10 protein-coding genes are annotated in these 17,423 nt (G+C 60.0%); all 10 read left to right on the top strand.

Translation table 11 applies throughout. The features are described from left to right. Positions 1-27 precede the first annotated feature (27 nt). The 10 genes from KJB29_RS03000 to KJB29_RS02955 all read left to right on the top strand — a co-directional run bounded on the left by KJB29_RS03000 (position 28) and on the right by KJB29_RS02955 (position 17,366). Positions 28-570, top strand: a complete 543-nt coding sequence (locus KJB29_RS03000; RefSeq protein ID WP_215733308.1) for an OsmC family protein — start codon at positions 28-30, stop codon at positions 568-570. 21 nt (positions 571-591) lie between these two features. Beyond that, a complete protein-coding gene (locus tag KJB29_RS02995; protein WP_215733307.1) occupies positions 592-1,989 on the top strand; it encodes a sigma-54-dependent transcriptional regulator in 1,398 nt (465 codons plus the stop codon). A gap of 194 nt (positions 1,990-2,183) precedes the next feature. Next, positions 2,184-3,461 (top strand): TolC family protein, encoded by a 1,278-nt coding sequence (locus KJB29_RS02990; protein ID WP_215733306.1) that lies wholly within the window; start codon positions 2,184-2,186, stop codon positions 3,459-3,461. A gap of 76 nt (positions 3,462-3,537) precedes the next feature. Continuing rightward, positions 3,538-4,938: an efflux RND transporter periplasmic adaptor subunit gene (locus tag KJB29_RS02985; protein ID WP_215733305.1), complete on the top strand. Its 1,401-nt coding sequence runs from the start codon at positions 3,538-3,540 to the stop codon at positions 4,936-4,938. A 101-nt stretch (positions 4,939-5,039) separates the two neighbouring features. Beyond that, positions 5,040-8,177, top strand: coding sequence for an efflux RND transporter permease subunit (locus KJB29_RS02980; protein ID WP_215733304.1), 3,138 nt, complete (start codon positions 5,040-5,042; stop codon positions 8,175-8,177). Positions 8,178-8,254: 77 nt separating this feature from the next. Beyond that, a complete protein-coding gene (locus KJB29_RS02975; RefSeq protein WP_215733303.1) occupies positions 8,255-8,734 on the top strand; it encodes a hypothetical protein in 480 nt (159 codons plus the stop codon). 74 nt (positions 8,735-8,808) lie between these two features. Further along, a complete protein-coding gene (locus KJB29_RS02970; protein ID WP_215733302.1) occupies positions 8,809-9,726 on the top strand; it encodes a GerMN domain-containing protein in 918 nt (305 codons plus the stop codon). A 155-nt stretch (positions 9,727-9,881) separates the two neighbouring features. Then, on the top strand, positions 9,882-10,172 hold the full coding sequence (locus KJB29_RS02965) for a cytochrome c (protein ID WP_246560137.1): 291 nt from the start codon (positions 9,882-9,884) through the stop codon (positions 10,170-10,172). Positions 10,173-10,208: 36 nt separating this feature from the next. Continuing rightward, entirely contained in the window at positions 10,209-10,856 is a 648-nt protein-coding gene (locus tag KJB29_RS02960; RefSeq protein WP_215733301.1) for a YHS domain-containing protein, read from the top strand. Between the two features lie 225 nt (positions 10,857-11,081). Further along, entirely contained in the window at positions 11,082-17,366 is a 6,285-nt protein-coding gene (locus KJB29_RS02955; RefSeq protein ID WP_246560135.1) for a CxxxxCH/CxxCH domain c-type cytochrome, read from the top strand. Positions 17,367-17,423 lie beyond the last annotated feature (57 nt).

The raw sequence follows: 17,423 nt of genomic DNA, 5'->3' as shown, positions 1-17,423 counted from the left end.
CCACGCATGGAAGAGGAGCCTGACAGAATGTCCGACGCACTCAAGGATGCCATCGAGCATCTTATTGAAACGGTCCGCAAGACTCCCCAGTTCTCGACCTCCGTATTTCGTGCCTCCACCTATTCCGACAGCGCCGGTTTCACAACAAGGTCGGAAGTGCGTGGTTTCAGTGTCCCCATGGACGAGCCGCGGGAGTTGGGAGGAAATGACACCGCCCCGAACCCGGTGGAGATGCTCCTTGCAGCCCTCGGAAGCTGTCAGGAGATCGTCTTCCGGGCCTTTGCGGCGGTGCTCGGCATCGAGATCCTGCGGATTGAAGTCCATGCCAAAGGGTATCTGGATCTCCGGGGTTTTCTCAATCTGGCCGGCGTTCCGGCTGGATTCACCGGGGTCACCTACACCACCCGGATCGTCTCCACCGAGCCTACGGAACGGATCCGCCAACTGACCGAACTGGTGGAGCGCCACTGCCCAGTCTATGACACGCTTCGCCGTCCCGTGGAGGTCACAGGGAGGGTGGAACTGGTTCGTCCCGGTGGAGAAATCGAAGTGGTCACGAGCATGGACTGAGGTCCATAGTCAGGTCTGAGGATGAAGAGCACGCTACTTGTAATCGATGATGACCCCTCGCTCCGGAGGGTGATGGAATTCACCCTCCAGGAGGCGGGTTACGACGTCACCACCGCAAGCTCGGGCGAGGAGGGGCTGGATGCCTTCGGCAGGTTCACCCCTGCCTTGGTCGTGACCGATGTGCAGATGAAGGGAATGGACGGTTTTCAGGTGCTGAAGGAGATAAAGAAGCGCTCCTACACCACCCCCGTCGTCATCGTCACCGCCTTTGGCGCGGTTGGTGCGGCGGTGGAGGCCATGAAGCTCGGTGCTTACGATTATCTGACCAAGCCGTTCAAGAGGGACGAGTTGCGCCTCATCGTGGCCAAGGCACTCCAGATGACCGAGCGCGCCGCGGCGGACGTTCCTCCCTTCCACGACGATCTTGCCGACCGGATCGGTTTCCAGAATATCATCGGCACCTCCCGCGAGATGGCAATGGTCTTTGACACCATCCGTCGGGTCGCCGGCACCGAAGCCACGGTGCTGGTAACGGGAGAATCGGGAACCGGCAAGGAACTGGTGGCGCGAGCCATTCACGACCTGAGCGGCCGTCGCCAGGGACAGTTCGTTGCCATCAACTGTGCGGCAATACCCCGGGATCTTCTGGAAAGCGAGCTGTTCGGCCACGTCAAGGGAGCGTTTACCGGAGCGATCAAGGACAAGCCCGGAAAATTCCAGCAGGCCGATGGGGGGACCCTCTTTCTCGACGAGATCGGGGAACTGCCCCTGGAATTGCAGCCCAAGCTCCTGCGCGCCCTTCAGGAGCGGGTGGTGGAACCGGTGGGTGGAGATACTCCCCGGCGCCTTGATGTAAGGGTCGTGGCAGCCACAAACGTCGAACTCGAAAAGGTTATCGCTAAAGGAGGGTTTCGCGAAGACCTCTACTACCGGCTTTCCGTGATCCCGCTTCACCTTCCCCCCCTGCGCGAGCGCAAGAAAGACATCCTCCTCCTGGTCAGGCACTTTGCGCGGAAATTCGGGGGGACGAATGTGGAGTTCAGCCGAAACGCCATTGAAGCCCTGATGATGTATACCTGGCCCGGCAACGTACGGGAACTGGAAAACACCGTGGAGCGCCTTCTGATCATGCGCACCGGCGATACCATCACCGTTGAGGATCTGCCCGACAAGGTCCGCGGCGACCGACGGCCGAAACAGAAGGAAGTCGTGACCCTCCCTGACGAGGGGTATTCACTGGAACAACTTGAGCGCGATGCGGTCGTACAGGCCCTCGAACGGAACAACTGGAATCAGACGGCCGCGGCACGCTTTCTCAGGGTCCCTCGCCATACCCTCGTCTACCGAATGGAGAAATACGCAATCATTCCGCCGGCAAAAAATGAAAGATTGCTTCATGAAAAATCTAAAGTCCATTAAGAGCCTGCCGATAAGAACCAGAGTGCACCCAAGCGCGGCAGTAGAGAATATTCGGTTGCTGTTGCCGAATATTCTCCGGTCCGGCAGTCGGCCAAGCAGTACGGATTGAATATAAGCCATAAAATCAGGCACTTGGCTTTTGGCATGATGTATGTAATGTTCAATAACCATCACTTCACCTTCCAGGAGACCCCATGAAATCACGTCTCGCAATCGGGTTCATGCTCCTCGTGGTGCTGGCACTCCCTTACCGGGCGCCGGCCGAGGAAGCGAAACCATCCGAAAACCTGCTAAATCTCGTTGAGGCAGCCCTCGCAAACAACCCCGAGCTGAAAGCATCACAGGCCCGCTGGGAGATGTTCCGCAACCGCGTGGTGCAAGCGGGCGCCCTCGATGATCCAATGCTCATGCTCAAAATGCAGAACTTCCAGATCCGCGATCCCTTCAACTCGCAGCGGGACACCATGAGCCAGCGGGTGATCGGCATCTCGCAGCAGCTCCCCTTCTGGGGGAAGCGGGATCTGAAAGCCGAGGTGGCTTCCAAGGAGGCCGAATCCTTCAAGTGGCAGGTGGATGAGCGGAAGCTGGAACTGGCCCGGATGGTGAAGGAGACGTACTTTCAGATCTTTGTTACCGACAAGGAGTTGGAGATCGTCGAGAAGAACATCCGGATCATGGATGACTTCATTGCCCTCGCCGAGACGAAATACTCCGTCGGCCAAGGTCCCCAGCAGGATGTCTTCAAGGCCCAGGTGGAGCGGTCGAAGATGTTCGACATGAAGATCACTCTGGAGCAGCGGCGAAAGAGCCTCCAGGCTACCCTGAACACCCTGCTCTACCGTCCTGCCGAAACCTCGGTGGGGAAAGTAGCCGACTTTGAGCTGAAGCCCTTTACCTGGTCTCCCGAGCAGCTTCGGGCCATGGCCGAGGAAAACCGGCCGATGCTCAAGAGCCTGCGGGCCCTGATCGGGAAGGGGGAGGCGGGGCATCGCCTGGCGGAGAAGGAGTTTTTCCCCGACGCGAATCTCTCCCTGGAGTATATGCAGCGTGACCCGGCCATGGCGGATCCCGGATACGACATGTACGCCCTTGGACTCACCTTCAACCTCCCGATCCAGCGTGAGCGCCGCCATGCCATGGTGCGGGAATCCTCGGCCGAGATCGCCATGGCGACGGCGGAGCTGAACACTCTCTACAACAGCATCAATCTCGGAATTGCCGACAATCTGGCCCAGATGGAGCGGCGCGAAAAACTCACCAAGCTGTACCGCACCGGCATTATCCCCCAGGCCGAGCAGTCGCTGGAGTCGGCCACCATCGGCTACCGGGTGAACAAGGTCGACTTTCTTACGCTGCTCGATAACCGGCTGACCCTTTTCAACTATGAACGCGACTATTATGAATCCCTGGCCGAATACCAGATGCGTCTCGCCCAGCTTGAGGCACTGGTCGGCAAGGAATTACAGGATTAAGGGAGCCTTCCCGGCGTCACCCGCTATGTCAATCAGGATGCATTGAATATATTTCCATAAACCGCGAGGTACGATCATGAAATTGAGTGCGAAGGTTGCAGTTCCTGTGGCAGTGATTCTCCTGGCCTCGGCCGGCGGGGGATACTACCTGTGGCAGCAGAAAGGGGAAACCGCGAAGGGGGCAAAACAGGGTGAAAAGACAGCCCAGGGTCCGGTGCTCTACACCTGTGCCATGCACCCGTTCATCATCAAGGACAAACCCGGCACCTGCCCCATCTGCGGCATGCAGCTCATCAAGAAGGTGGAGGGAGCCCAGGCCAATGCCAAAGAGCTCGAGATGCTCGGCCACGTCTCCCTTTCACCCACCCAGCAGGTGATGGCCAACGTCGCCACCGTGGAGGCGAAGGCGATGCCCCTCACCAAGGAGGTGAATGCCGTTGGTATCGTACAGTACGACCAGTCCCGCCAGGCGAAGGTCACCGCGTGGGTGGCTGGTCGCATCGACCGTCTCCACGTCAACACCGTCGGCGCGTACGTGTCCAAGGGAAAACCGGTGGCCGAGGTTTACTCTCCAGATCTCGTCTCCGCCCAGCAGGAATACCTTCTGGCTCTCAAGAGCCGCGACCGGCTAAAGGATTCATCCATCGCCTCAATATCTCAAGGGGGTGAGGGACTCGTTGCCTCGGCCCGGCAGCGGCTTCTCCTCCTGGGTGTTAAGGAGCAGCAGATCGCCGGACTGGAAAAGGCGGGACAGCCGAACATTCGCCTCTCCATCTATACGCCCCTCTCCGGTGTCGTCATCGAAAAGATGGCGCTGGAAGGACAGTACGTGAATACGGGGGACCCCCTCTTCAACATCGCTGACCTCTCCACGGTCTGGGTTGAGGTGGAGGTCTACGAGAACGAGTTCTCCTTCATAAAACTTGGCCAACGGGTCGATATCGTTTCCCAGTCCTGGCCCGGTAAGACCTTCTCCGGCCGGGTGTCGTTCGTCTACCCCTTCCTCGACCCCAAGACACGGACGGTCAAGGTGCGGGTGGAGCTCCCCAACCCCGGCATGAAGCTCAAGCCGGACATGTTCGTGAACGCATCGGTCAAGGTGCCGCTCGGCAGCGCCGTTGCCGTGCCGGTGACCGCGGTGATGGACACCGGCACGCGGCAGGTGGCCTGGGTCGAGATGACGCCGGGAATGTTCGAGCCACGAGACGTGAAGGTGGGCGCCCGGGTGGGGGATATGCTCCAGGTGCTTTCCGGGCTGAAGGCGGGAGAAAAGGTGGCGTCAAGCGGCTCATACCTGATCGATTCCGAGTCGCAGCTCAAAGGAACCGGCGGCGGCCATGCCGGCCACGGCGGGCAGTCGGGAGCGAAGCCGGACGAAAAAGGGGACGCCTCCACCGCGCCGGGTGGCCACGAAGGGCATGGCGCACCCGCGGCCCCCAAGAAAGACGGCCTGAACATGGATGACATGAAAATGTAATTAATTCGGGGATCCGGGACCAGGGACCGGGGACCGGTAAATGCGCTTTTAAAGGCTTTTGCCGGTCCCCGGTCCCCGGTCCCCGGTCCCGGAGGTTCTCAATGATTGAAAGAATCATCGAATATTCCGCCCGCAACCGTGTGATCATCCTGATGATCTTCGCTCTGATCATTGCCTGGGGGGTCTGGGCGGTCTACAAAACCCCGGTGGACGCCATCCCGGACCTCTCCGACAACCAGGTGATCGTCTTCACCGAATACCCCGGCCGCTCGCCCCAGGTGGTGGAGGACCAAGTGACCTACCCCCTGGCGGTGAACCTCCAGGGGCTCCCGCAGGTGCGCGCCGTCCGGGCGTCGAGCGCCTTCGGCTTCTCCATGATCTACGTCATCTTCGAGGACAAGGCGGACATCTACTGGGCGAGAACGAGGGTGCTGGAGCGTCTCAATTACGCCGCCTCGCTCCTGCCGCCCAACGTCCGACCTACCCTGGGGCCCGACGGCACCGGCGTCGGCCACGTCTTCTGGTACACCCTGGAGGGGAAGGGGTATGACCTTGAGCAGCTCCGGACCCTCCAGGACTGGTTTGTCCGCTACCAGCTGAACACCGTCCCCGGCGTGGCCGAAGTGGCCTCCATCGGCGGGTACGTCCGCGAATACCAGATCGACCTGGACCCCAACCGGCTCTTTGCCTACAACATCAAGGTCGATCAGGTCATGGAGGCGGTCAAGCGCTCCAACAACGACGTGGGGGGGAGGCTCCTGGAGCAGGCCGACGCCGAATTCCTGATCCGCGGCAAGGGGTATATCAAGTCCACCAAGGACCTGGAGGATATCGTCGTCGGGGCCGACATGCGCGGCACACCGGTCTATGTGAAAAACCTCGGCACCGTTCAACTGGGTGGCGCCATCCGCCGCGGACTCCTGGACATGAACGGCGAGGGAGAGGCGGTCGGCGGCATCGTGGTCATGCGCTACGGCGAAAATGCCCACGACGTCATCCATCGGGTGAAGGAGAAGATCAAGTCCCTGGAGCAGGGGCTCCCGCCAGGCGTGAAGATCATGGTTTCCTATGACCGCTCCGATCTGATCATGCGGGCCGTGGACACCTTGAAACACTCGCTGCTGGAAGAATCCATCGTGGTTTCCCTCGTCATTCTCGCCTTCCTCCTCCACTTCCAGAGTTCCCTGGTGATCGTGCTGACGCTTCCCATCGCGGTGCTGATCTCGTTCATCACCATGAAGCTGATGGGGGTAACCTCCAACATCATGTCCCTGGGGGGGATCGCCATCGCCATCGGCGTGCTGGTGGACGCAGGGGTCATCATGGTGGAGAACTGCTACCGGCATCTCTCCGAACTGCCGCCGGAGGAGCGCAAGGAAAAACGGCTAGAGGTGATAATCTCTTCCGCCAAGCAGGTGGGGCGTGCCATCTTCTTCTCTCTGGCAATCATCGTCCTCTCCTTCGTGCCGGTCTTCCTCCTGGAGGGGCAGGAAGGTAAGCTCTTCCACCCGCTTGCCTTCACCAAGACCTTCTCCATGGTCGGCTCGGCCTTCATCGCCATAACGCTCGTTCCGGTCCTCATGTACTTCTTCATGCGGGGGAAGATGCCGCCGGAGAGCGCCAACCCGGTCTCGATGTTCTTCATCCGGCTCTATTCGCCGATCATCAAGTGGGTGCTGAAGTGGAAAAAGACCACTATAGCCCTCAATATTGCGGCCCTGGCCATCGCCGTACCCATGTTCATGTCCCTCGGCTCCGAGTTCATGCCCCCCCTTGACGAAGGGTCGCTCCTCTACATGCCGGTGACGCTCCCCAACATCTCCATCACCGAAGCGAAGCGGCTGATCCAGGTGCAGGACAGGATCATCAAGAGCGTTCCGGAGGTGGAGCACGTCCTCGGCAAGGTGGGACGGGCCGAAACCTCCACCGACCCGGCGCCGGTTTCCATGTTCGAGAGCATCATCATCCTCAAGCCGAAGGAGAAGTGGCGCGCCGGGGTCACCAAGGCCGACATCGTCTCCGAGCTGGACGCCAAGCTCCAGCAGATAGGGGTCAGAAACGGCTGGACCCAGCCGATCATCAACCGGATCAACATGCTCTCCACCGGGGTGCGGACCGACCTGGGGGTGAAGATCTTCGGCAACGACCTGAACGTCCTGAAGGATTTAGCGGTCCAGGCCGAAGGGATCCTGAAGACGGTTCCCGGCGCGGCCGACGTGGTGGCCGAGCGGGTCACCGGCGGCAACTACATCGACATCGACATCGACCGGGAGGCCGCCGCCCGCTACGGGGTAAACGTGGGCGACATCCAGGACGTAATAGAGACGGCGCTTGGCGGCGAAATGATGACCACCGCAGTCATGGGGCGAGACCGCTTCCCGATCCGGATCCGTTACATGCGCGACTATCGGGACAGCATCCCGGCCATCCAGCGGATCCTCATCGGCGGCATGAACGGCGCCCAGGTGCCGCTCTCCCTGGTGACGAAGCTCAAGGTCTCCACCGGCGCGCCCGAGATCAACAGCGAGGGGGGGCTTCTCCGCTCCATCGTCTTTCTCAATGTCCGGGGGCGCGACATGGGTGGTTTCGTGGGCGAAGCGAAGCAGGTGCTGGAGAAGAAGCTGAAGCTCCCGGCCGGCTACTATGTGGCGTGGTCCGGGCAGTGGGAGAACCAGGTCCGGGCCAAGCAGCGGCTCCAGATCCTCGTGCCGGCGGGGATGCTGATCATCTTCATCCTCCTCTACTTCACCTTCCACTCGGCCCTGGAGGCGAGCATGGTCATGCTCTCGGTCCCCTTCGCCCTGGTGGGGGGGGTCTACCTGGTTAAGGCCCTCGGCTACAACATGTCGGTGGCGGTCTGGGTTGGCTTCATCGCCCTTTACGGGGTGGCGGTGGAAACCGGGGTGGTGATGGTCATCTACCTCCACGAAGCCCTGGACAAGAAACTCATCAACGGGCCATGTACCGAGCAGGACATCTATGACGCCACCTTCGAGGGGGCAGTGCTGCGGCTGCGGCCAAAGCTCATGACCGTAGCGGTGGCCCTTTTGGGTCTCGTGCCTATCATGTGGTCCAGTGGCACCGGAGCCGACGTCATGAAGCCCATCGCGGCACCCATGATCGGCGGAATGATCTCCTCGGCCATCCATGTCCTCATCATGACCCCAGTCATCTTCGTGCTGATGAAAAAGCACGATCTCAAGAAGGGGAAACTGAAGTATTCAGGAATGAAACACTGAGGCGGCTTCGCTTTTCACGCCATCTCGAAGCCGCAGGAGAGCAGGCAACAAAACACAATGGAAAAGGAGAACGAACAATGAAGAAATTGGCAGCAGTAATCGCAGTGGCAACCCTGGCCCTGGCGGCCCCCCTTGTTTCCCACGCGGAGATGGACCATGGCTCCATGAAGATGGAGCACGGTTCACACATGGAGCACAAGGGGGACATCACCCATCAGGAGGTAGTGGACGGAGTGAAAGCCACCTTCAAGGTGATGAGCATGGCCGAGCACATGAAAGCCATGAAGATGGAAATGCCGAAGGGGATGAAGGAGACCCACCACATCGCCGTTGAGTTCAAGGATGCGAAGAGCGGCAAGGCGCTCACCGAAGGAGAGGTTAAGGTCAAAGTCCAGGGCCCCGACAAGTCCGAGCAGGTCAAGGACCTGATGGCGATGCAGGGACACTTCGGCGCCGATTTCGACCTTTCAAAAAAAGGGGAATATGGCGTCATGGCCAAGTTCAAGCTGGCCGACGGCAAAGTGAGAAGCTCGAAGTTCTGGTACGTAGTGAAGTAAGGAGGATCGACGAGTAAGTCAACACCAGGGGTGACCCGGTTATCCGGTCGCCCCTTTTTCATCGGGAGTGTTTTATGAGAACGTTTCGCTTGTTGGTAGTGGCAGTGCTTGTGCTCATTGCCATAACCTCTTGTACGAAGGAGCAAAAAGCTTCTCCGACAAAACAGGTCCGCGTTTCGGCCACGGCGGCCTATGAAAAGTATTTCGGCCCCGCTCCCACAACCGACAAGGGTACCTGTTACGCCTTCGTCATTTACTTCCCCTCAGCCACGGAACCTGGCAGAGTGGTTCCGTTTCCGTTCTTCACCTTCGACCAGAACTCCTTGAAGAAAGTGGCGACAGAGCGTCTGCTTGGCGGCATGGATGTGGGGAGCTACAAGGGCGAATTCCTCCAGCCATTTGCTCCCGGGACGCGCATCCTCGGTCTTGCTGAACGGGATGGCGTGATAACCGTGAACTTCAGCAGGGAAATCCTTGATACAAAGGCCGATGCCTCGGTTGAAAAGGCCCTTCTCAATGCGGTTGCCCTCACCCTTTCCCAGTTCAGCGGAGTTAGGGAGGTGCGGATGCAGATCGAAGGGAAAGAAAGCGGCGCCGCTGACGGCAAAGACGTTGCGAAGTTCCTCGGCCATGGAGGTCTGGAACGCCAGCCGCTGAAACCGGAGGAAAGCACCGTTCTCCCACCCTCTCCCCCTCGCCTTCTGAGCGTCACTGCCATGAAGGAGAAGGGGGCAAAGGAGGTTGAAGAGGTGAATATCTTCTTCGACCGGCCGTTGGAGATTAAGGAGTTGAGCATAACCGGTGCAGACAATAATCGGTTTGAGGGCGACGTTTATCATTCGGTCTTCGACATGGCGGCGGTTCTGAAGCCGAAGGATCCGTCCAAGTTCAAAGCTGGACTGCCGGTAAAGGTCCGCTGGAAGGTAACCGACAAGTTGGGCCGTTCTGCTGACGGAACCGGGGAATTTTCACTCGAAGTGCAGGAGCACTGATACGATTCAGAAGAGGACGAAAACGATGAAAGCAATAATGCTGGCGGGCTGCATTCTTGTGCTGCTTCAGGGAAGCGCCTTCGCCCATGAGGGTGAGAAGCACGGAGAGAAACACCACGATGCCCGGATGAGCAAACTCCACAAGATGATGCCCATTGTATGCACAGGTTCAGGCGAAGATCAACAGTGCGCTTGAGAGAGGGGATGCCACGACAGTCGAGGCGGAGGCGGGGAAAATTGCTGCAACCATTCCTGACCTGAAGAAAGCGAAGCCCCACAAGAACCTGAAAAAGATCGACACATTCAAAAAAATCGCCGATGCCTTCAGTTCGGAGGTAACAGCAACGGCGGCCTTGGCGAAAAAAGGTGATCTTGCTGGCGCCAATGCTGCCTTCAAGAAGGCCGAAGGGAAGTGCAGCGAGTGCCACGCCAAGTTTCGGGACTGAAACGGCCTTGCGGTTATCGGGCCAGGGAGGGACATCATGGCAGAGACCGAACAACTATCTGAGAAGATTCGCAAGCGCCTCGACAGGCACCGGGACGAACTTGCAGAGAGACAGCAGCAGATCGACAGCACGATGAAGGAGATGCTGGATCAACGTGAGCGGTTTGCCACTGCCGCCCATCGCCTCCTGGAATCCATAGTCCATCCCAAGATGGTGGAATTGTCCCGTCAATTCGACAACGCGGTCGTTTCCGACCGGCATTCCGGCACCGATTTCCACTGCTCCTGCGAGTTTTCCCACACACCGCGCTTCCCGGCTTCAGTCACCCTCGACATCGGCCTGTTTCCCGGGGAGACGGACGAAGGGGTGACGGTCCGTTCCACTCTGGACATACTTCCCACCCTGATGGAGTACAAACGGAACGATGAGACGACCCTTCCGCTTGAAGGTTCCGATGAAGCGGTTGGCCGGTGGGTGGAAGCAAAGATCCTCGAATTCGTCGATACCTACCTGCGGCTGGAAACCCATCCCCTCTATCAGAAAGACTATATCGTCGTGGACCTGGTCTGCGGCATGCCGATCTCGGCGACCGCCGCCCCGTGCAGGATCGAACTGCACGGCCGCGCGCTCTATTTCTGCTCAGAACACTGCAAGGATGCCTACCTGAAGGAAAAAGACGCCTAACCTTGGTGCTAGCATGTTTATTGCATTGATCAAAAAAGACCACTCATTTTTCTTACCAGTATGGTGTGCAACAATCGTTGTACGCTCAATTTCCATGCCATTTGTGTCGGTGGCCTGAAGTGGTTTCTATGGTTAAATGACGGCGTTTTTTTGAACTTGTTCACAAAAATGTCCTTTTCTGCCCATAACAATCATACAATTGGGCTATTTAGCGGAGAGCATGCGATGTTAGCGCTTATGGCGGGAAGACGTTCGAGGAAGATTTCGGTATTTCTCTTGGTCGCTTCGATTACGGTCCTTTTTCTTGCAGGACTGTCCGACGCTGCCATTCAGTGCTACGATTGCCACGGGACCCATGCGACCGGGGACTATCGCCCCGATGATGCTGCCTACCGCAACATCTCTACCGGTGCGTTCAAGGGGAACCACCGGACCCACATGGGGAGCGGAGCCACACCAGGAACGTGTGAGGTTTGCCACGGTGCAGGGGCTGCGTCCTATACAAACGCCCACCGCAACGGTCAGGTCTCTATTGCCACAAACATCAACAGTTCACCCGCCACCGGCACCTACAGCCGCGGCACCTCCTTCGCCCAGAGTGCCACGCCTACCCTCGGCACCTGCTCCACCGTCAACTGCCATTTTGAGGCCGCCACCCCCACCTGGGGAGCTGACCCCGCCCTGACCACGTGCAGCACGTGCCACGGCGCAGCGCCGGCCGACGGGAGCCATCCCGCCCCATCGGGAAGCGGCAAGAAACACGGCGACTACTATGGCCTTACCACCAGTTCCTGCGCCAAGTGCCATCCCGATCACACCACCGAGGCGAAGCCCTTCACCCATGCCACGAGCGCCGGCAACCGAGCCCTTGTCGTCGCCTTCACCTCCGCGCCCAACAGCGGCTTTGGCCGCTACACCGGCAATACAAACTACCCCAATTACCTTCCGAGCCAGAGCCCGCCCCGCAACGGCACCTGCAAGAACCTCTACTGCCACAGCCCGGGGAACAAGGCGAGCAGCTTCGACCTTCCCAACAACAGTGCCTCCTGGGGCGGTTCCCTCACCTGCAAGGGGTGCCACAAGGCGGACAAAGTGTCCGGCGACGTCATCATAAGCGGCAGCCACCGGGGGCACGTCGACGGCATGACTCTCGGCTACACCCAAATCAAATGCGTCAAGTGCCATGCCGCCACCACCAACAGCAGCATGACGATAGTCAGCACCGTCAACCATGTGGACAAGCAGGTGACGGTCGCCTTTAACAACACCTCCTCTGCCGCCGCCGGTTATTACAATACACAGCTCGCCAAACCCGCCTCACCGTCGACGAAAGCCCCCGGTTCCGCAGTCGGCCAGTGCACGACTGTCTATTGCCACTCCAGCGGCCAAGGAGACGGCGGGACATGGCCGCCCACTTACCAGAGTCCCACCTGGGGGACTGGGAGTACCGGCCAATGTGGCACTTGCCACGGCATCCAGACGAAGCATGACGCCTCCGGCTTCGGCCTTGGAACAGCCACCCCCCTGACCACCGGTAGTCACACCCGGCATCTCACGTTCGACCTGGGGACGGGCAATGTCAGCGCGGAGCGCAAGTGCGCCGCGTGCCATTCCTACACACTCACCGGCTACGCGCCGAACGCCTGCAGCTCAACAGTATGCCATAACCTGATGCCATCCAAGCACGCCAACTACGAGATCAACGTCGGTATTCCCGACTACTACGGCGCCACCGCCACCTACAACGCCGCAAGCCTCACCCCTGGCACCGGTTACAGCACATGCTCAAACGTCTATTGCCACTCGGACGGGAAGGCGACCCCAACGACCTACGCCACCCCCACCTGGGGGAACGCCACCAGCGGTGCCTGCGGCACCTGTCACGGCGTCACTGCCGCCGCCCCGCCAGCCTCCACCCCGCACGCGAAGCACGTGGGGAGCGCTAGTCCGTACCGCTTCGCCTGCGCCGAATGCCACAGTGGCAAGGTTCAAGTGACAGCCAATTCCACGATCGCTCCGACCTTCACCAACCTGACGAGCCACGTGAACAAGGTGCGGGACGTGAAGTTCGCCCCGACCAACCCGTTTGGCACCTACTCCTCGGCCATAACCACCTGCCGCAACCTTTACTGCCACTCCACCGGCAACACGAGCGTTGCCGCCGGGAATCTCCCCGGTGTCTACGGCGGGAGCGTCTATGTCCGCCAGGGGTGGACGGGAAGCCTTTCGTGCAACTCGTGCCATGGCCGCTCCACCAGCAACGGCATGCCCGATTACACCAATGCCGGAGCGGTCGGCTCCGCCACCTCCAACAGCCACCCGAAACACGTCACGAGCAGCGCCATCGCCTGCAACGAGTGCCACGAGAAGACCACCAAGAACAACACGAGTATCCGGCCGACCACCCCTAGCTATCACACCAACGGGGGGCGCAATGTCTTCTTCAATCTGAGCGGCAACAGTGCAGCAGGCACCTACGATGGCGCCCTGAAGAAATGCTCATCTACCTACTGCCACGGCGCCGGCGCATCGCTGGCCTGGGGGGGAACCGCCTACTGCAACTCCTGTCACAGCGCCAATGACGGCACCAGTGGCGGCGGAGGGGTAAACAACTGGGGCACCGGAGTAAGCGCCCACACACTGCATGTGGAAGACACAACCACACTCCCTTCAAAATACACCAACTATTCCACTGGCAACCTGAGCGGCAGCACGACCACGTACCGCTTCGGCTGCGCCTCCTGCCACAATCCGGCATCGGCAACCCACGTCAGCGGCTACGCCAGCAATCCCTACCGCGCCCAGGTCTTCTTCGGATACACCTCACCGGGGAAAAAGCCTGCCTACACCTACACCGGCACGGCCGGGACGGCTGACAACGGTTTTGCCTGGTCAAACGGCAATACGGTCTGTAACCAGACCTATTGCCATTCTAACGGTGCAGGCGGGACAGGTGCTGCTGTTTCATGGGCCACCGTGACCAATTCAGCCACCAATACCCGTTGCAAGACATGCCACGGCTATACGACAGCCAGCGGCAGCGCAATCGCCACCGGCACCCATGGCACGCATATCAGCGGCTCCACCTACAACCTGAGCTGCCGCAAGTGTCATGCCGCGACCACCACCGATGGCGCTACCATCACCGACAAGACGAAGCACGTCAACAAGGCCGTCAATATAGCCTTCAACAACAGTACCACTGCCGTGAATGGCACTTATAACGGTATTGCGTCTCCCATGTCCAAGAATCCTGGCAGTGCCTATGCCTCATGCGCCAATACCTATTGCCACAGCCAAGGGACTTCGACGACTCCGGTCGCGTCGAACATCGTCGCCACCTGGGGAGGATCGCTTGATACCACCTGCACCGGCTGCCACAACGGCGACAACGGCGCCATCAACAAGATGGCGACTTATTCCCACACCATGCACGTGCAAAGCTACGGTTTCGACTGCGCATTGTGCCACAGCGCCACCGCCTCCAACAGCCGGACCATCGCCAACCGCGCAAACCACGTCAACCGGTTGGTGGACGTCCAGTTCAGCGCCTGGGTCAATAATGCCGCCACCTATGCCGGATCCACCCCGAAATCCAAGATCCCCGGCTCGCCGGTCGGCACTTGCGCCAACACCTACTGCCACTCTGACGGCACCGCGGTGGCGAGCGGCACGATCACGGCCAACACCACCGTCAACTGGGGCACCGCCGGCCCGCTGGCCTGCAACGCCTGCCACGGCAACGGCACCTACGGATCCGACTTCCGCAAGGCCGCGCCGCTCTACGCCACGGGTTCGCCCAAGGGGAACGCCCACGACAAGCACACGAAGGTCGGCTCCCTCACCGGTACCTACATGCAGTGTAACAACTGCCATGCCGCCACGACGACGAGCACCACCATCACCGACGCGACCAAGCACGTGAACAAGGCGTACGATGTCTCTTCCGTCCGGTTCGGCGTCTTCAGCTCCTCCTTCCGCGACGGCGACAACACCATGAACTCCACGAAGGTTACGGTCGCGTATACTTATAACGCGGGCGGCAGCACCTGCTCCAACGTCTCCTGCCACCCGATTGGCCTCGACTCCGCCACCGGTCTCCCGGAAACGAGGGCGGCCGCCTCTGTCGCATGGAACAGCGCTTACAAGTGCATCGACTGCCACAGCATGAACATGCAGGAAACCGACACGTTCCATCATGCCATGCGCAACTACTCGACGGGCTACCCGACCTCGGCGCCGAATGGCAACGCCACCACCGGCGGCACCAACATGATCAACCGCCGCTGCACCATGTGCCACGTGGACCACAACATCTTCAGTCCGGACATCAACGGTAGTTCATCGGGCAGGGCCTACAACCTGCGGACTGACATCGGCACCTCTCCAACAACGGCATCCGGCTACACAAACACCGACTTTCAGTCGACCGGCTCCGGCGGCATCTGCATCAGCTGCCACACCAATGCCAAGACCAAGGACACGACCATGCGTCGCAATGATACCGGCGTGACCGTGACACCGACGATTACACTGGCCAACTACTCAAGCTCCGGCCACGAGTACGGTGTGCCGGCCAAGTTCATGAGCGACGGCAGTGTCGTCAACGGCAACTGCTCCAAGTGCCATAATGCCCTCCAGGGCGAGATATCCGTCTTCATGAACGCTACTTCCGCCTACCAGTTCGGCAACCACAACAGCGGCATCCGGCGGCTTCAGGGCTCGTTGGGTGCCGCCGGCGGCGAGACGGCCGAGGAGCAGATCTGCTACCGCTGCCACAGCAAGATCACCGACCAGGATCCGGGCGGCGGACCACCGAAGAAAACCGCCGGCAAGGACTACTACGGTGTCGCCTCCATGAGCGCCGCCGCGGAGGATCTCTTCACTGCCAACAAGAACTACCGTCTGCCGAGCGCCACGAGCATCACCAGCAAGCTCTTCTTCAAGCCGTCGTCCGTGGAGACCCCGGCGGCTCCGACACCCGATACGCCGGCAAACGACGGCGACCTCGGGGACCCCTTCGCGGGTGGAACGTACATCATCCGCTCCATGTCCCCGTGGTCCACGACGACCTCGTACGAGACCAAGAGCCAGACCACGAACCAGTCGGGCACCAAGTACTGGGAGATGGTGAAGTTCGTCTCCCCTGCCGTCGCGACCACGGTCACGGTTCCCGCCGGGTCGTGGGTCATCAACATCTACAGTCGCGAGAGCAGCACGAGCCAGAACGCCCGGATCCGCTACATGGTCTACAAGTGGACCAGCGGCGATGCCCTGGGGGCGACGATCATCAACAAGGGAACCTACGCCACCGAGCTGTCGACCGCCAGCGCCCCCGGCGCCAACCGGCAGATCGCGGTCGATCTCGGGGCGATCACCTTGAACGCCGGGGAGAAGATCGTCGTCGACCTGGCGCTGGAGACCACCGCTTCTTATTCCTACTCCTCCTACACCGCCTCCTACTACTTCGGCGGAGGCGCGCCGAGCAACCTGACCCTCCCCGGCGCCGTGGAGTTCAGCTACGCCGACCCGGGCACCTCGGGCTACGGCCACAACGTCACCCAATATGTCGGTATTCACCGGCCGTCCCCAACCGATGAGACCCAGGCCTATATCAGCGCCAACAAGCATGTGGAGTGCGTCGACTGCCACAACCCCCACGCGGCGAAGGCCGGTACCCACACGCCGGGCAACGCCACCCTGGCGTCGGTGCTGCGCGGGGTCGCCGGAGCCATTCCCACGTATGGGACGACCAACTGGACGGCGCCAACGGGCTATTCTTTGGGAACGGCTACGGCGGAATACCAGATCTGCTTCAAGTGTCACTCCGGCGCCAACACCAATTACGCCAGCTGGGGTGGGTCTGGTGCGCTTGCCTGGACCGACCTCGGCCTGGAATTCAACCGCTACAATAAGTCGGGTCATCCGGTTGTGGCATCGCTCAATAACTATCCGAACAGCTCAGGGGCTCTTTCAAGCACGATTATGCAGACGGGATGGACTGCCGTAGGAACCCAGATAATGACCTGCTCTGACTGCCATGCCTCCGACTCCATAGTCTCCAAGGGCCCCCACGGCTCTACGGTCAAGTGGATGCTCAACGGTACCAACAAGGCGTGGCCTTTTACCTCGGCCTCCCAGAACGGCGGGAGCACTGGTACGACGTACAAGCTTAATAACATTGCCAGCGGAACCGATGATGGCCTCTTCTGTATGAACTGTCATAAGGTGTCCACCTCCAGCAATACCATGCACAGCAGAATAAACAGCCAGCACAGTGGTTATTCTAGCGGCATTATGATTGCGTGTGTTTCCTGCCACATCCGGGTACCCCACGGCGGCAAGGTCAAGCGGCTCATCCGGACCGACAACACCCCGGCCCGCTATCTGCCGAACGGCAACGGCGGCGATGTGTCCGGCCAGACGCGGCAGGTCATAAAAGCCTACAACGGGGGGACCACCTTTAGCGCCTCCGGCTGCTTTCATAGTGGCGGCAGCGATACCTGGTAGGGCTGCCCTCTCCGACTGAAAGCCGGCTGATGTCGGCTTTGGGCACGACGAGTGATT

It is taken from the genome of Geobacter grbiciae, assembly GCF_018531165.1.
GTDB lineage: Bacteria > Desulfobacterota > Desulfuromonadia > Geobacterales > Geobacteraceae > Geobacter > Geobacter metallireducens.
This window is presented reverse-complemented; position numbering and strand designations above follow the sequence as displayed.

Bases quoted from the DNA above. Each gene is read 5' to 3' on its own strand.
- KJB29_RS03000 (WP_215733308.1), top strand. From the start codon at position 28: ATGTCCGACGCACTCAAGGATGCCATCGAGCATCTTATTGAAACGGTC.
- KJB29_RS02985 (WP_215733305.1), top strand. From the start codon at position 3,538: ATGAAATTGAGTGCGAAGGTTGCAGTTCCTGTGGCAGTGATTCTCCTG.
- KJB29_RS02970 (WP_215733302.1), top strand. From the start codon at position 8,809: ATGAGAACGTTTCGCTTGTTGGTAGTGGCAGTGCTTGTGCTCATTGCC.
- KJB29_RS02955 (WP_246560135.1), top strand. From the start codon at position 11,082: ATGTTAGCGCTTATGGCGGGAAGACGTTCGAGGAAGATTTCGGTATTT.
- KJB29_RS02995 (WP_215733307.1), top strand. From the start codon at position 592: ATGAAGAGCACGCTACTTGTAATCGATGATGACCCCTCGCTCCGGAGG.
- KJB29_RS02960 (WP_215733301.1), top strand. From the start codon at position 10,209: ATGGCAGAGACCGAACAACTATCTGAGAAGATTCGCAAGCGCCTCGAC.
- KJB29_RS02980 (WP_215733304.1), top strand. From the start codon at position 5,040: ATGATTGAAAGAATCATCGAATATTCCGCCCGCAACCGTGTGATCATC.
- KJB29_RS02990 (WP_215733306.1), top strand. From the start codon at position 2,184: ATGAAATCACGTCTCGCAATCGGGTTCATGCTCCTCGTGGTGCTGGCA.
- KJB29_RS02975 (WP_215733303.1), top strand. From the start codon at position 8,255: ATGAAGAAATTGGCAGCAGTAATCGCAGTGGCAACCCTGGCCCTGGCG.